At 54.6% G+C, this 1,558-nt stretch carries 1 protein-coding gene; it reads left to right on the plus strand.

All coding sequences use genetic code 11. From position 1 onward, the window contains the following. Positions 1-1,558: hypothetical protein (locus tag V6D20_12890; GenBank protein ID HEY9816677.1), on the plus strand; the 1,558-nt coding region annotated here is incomplete at both ends.

Consider the following 1,558-nt stretch of genomic DNA (forward strand, 5'->3'; position numbering starts at 1 on the left):
CCTTCCCTCCCCCGACAAAGCAGGGCATCTCCGCTACCGCGAGGGCTTCAACAAGTTTGGAGCAAACCCAGACCTTCCCGGGCTTTCGGCCTACAGCCCTGCCAACTTCGATAATGACAGCCTCGCCAACTCCCCGCTTTCTAGCGAGTCGGGTACTGGCAAATACTACTCTCCACTCAATGATGTGGGAGGCCTGCACCGCAACCTAATCCCTGAATCGGAGGGCTGGGCATATACGCAGGTACGCTACCAGAATGACGGCAGGGGCAGACCTGAACGACAGTCGGGTGTAGGAGAGGCTTTCGAGATGGATGCGGGCAGAGTAACGAAATATATCTACAGTACCCCGACCGAACAGGAGCTATGGAGGCTATTCGGTACGAATGTGGGGAATGTGAGCCACTACAGGAAGGTAGTGACGACCGACCCGAACGGGCAGTCAAGCGTCGCCTATACAGACCAGGAGGGGCGCACCATCGCCACGGCACTGCTGGGAACCAACCCGCTGGCATTGGAAGCCCTGCCTGAATTAGCCAATTCTCTAAAGACCGAAAGCCTCGCGCACAGCAATACCCTATCGCCCGACGGGCGCACCATGTCCATCAGCCATACGATTGCCAATGTCATTGCAGGCACTCGCTACGATTTCGAGTACAACATCTCCTCGATGGCCGCCCAACTCAATGCGGATGTATGCTTAGGATGCGAGTATGAACTGGCAATCTCAATCACTGACCCTACTGGGAAAGCCGTGCCGCTAAACTGCACCGACATAACTTACAGCCCTAGCTATACCCGTCTTATCGGGCAAGCCGAATGCCTAGGGGATGTTGCCTCCCTGTCCTTTTCTTCTACCTTCAACCATGAGGGAAGCTATAGGGTCATCAAGACCCTGCGACTCCTATCGGCGGACTACAGCGCAATTAGGGAGCAGGTAAACCTGATGACCAAGGAGATACAGGAGGAAATGAAAGCAGAATATCCCCCCATCGACCCTTCCCAATGCGATATCTGCCTAGACTGCGAGGATCCTGGATTCGTCGAGATAGGACCTGACGGAGAGGAGATACCTGTCAAGTTCGACCCTGAGGTATTCATAGAGGAGACTGCAGCCGATATGGACTGCGAGCATATACTGGATGAGATCAGAGAGGATATCAGAGTGGAATGGGAGGAGCAGGGCGTCTACGGCTACGAAGCGACGCAGGAGGATCTAGAGGCGTCGGATCGCTACTGCGAGTACACATACTGCGTATTGACCCGCGAAAGCAAGATATTTGATACCCGCATGACCAATGCCGCGACTTGGTCAGAAGCTTTGGATGCGGGGCTTGCCAACCCTCTGGGGATGTCGGGCGACATCCCAGAGGGAAATTCTGACGCCTTCTTCTTCGATGGGCCTGGAATGGATAAAGGGAAGGAAATAATGGCTGACAGCCTCATGCACTGCAAAATCCTCGACTCGCTGGGCAATACGCAGGTGGAAGGCTCCATCTGGGAGGTAACCGACCCTGAGGGCAAAGGGAAGGATTTATTCATAGAAATGTCTGCTACGAGC

It is taken from the genome of Candidatus Obscuribacterales bacterium, assembly GCA_036703605.1.
GTDB lineage: Bacteria > Cyanobacteriota > Cyanobacteriia > RECH01 > RECH01 > RECH01.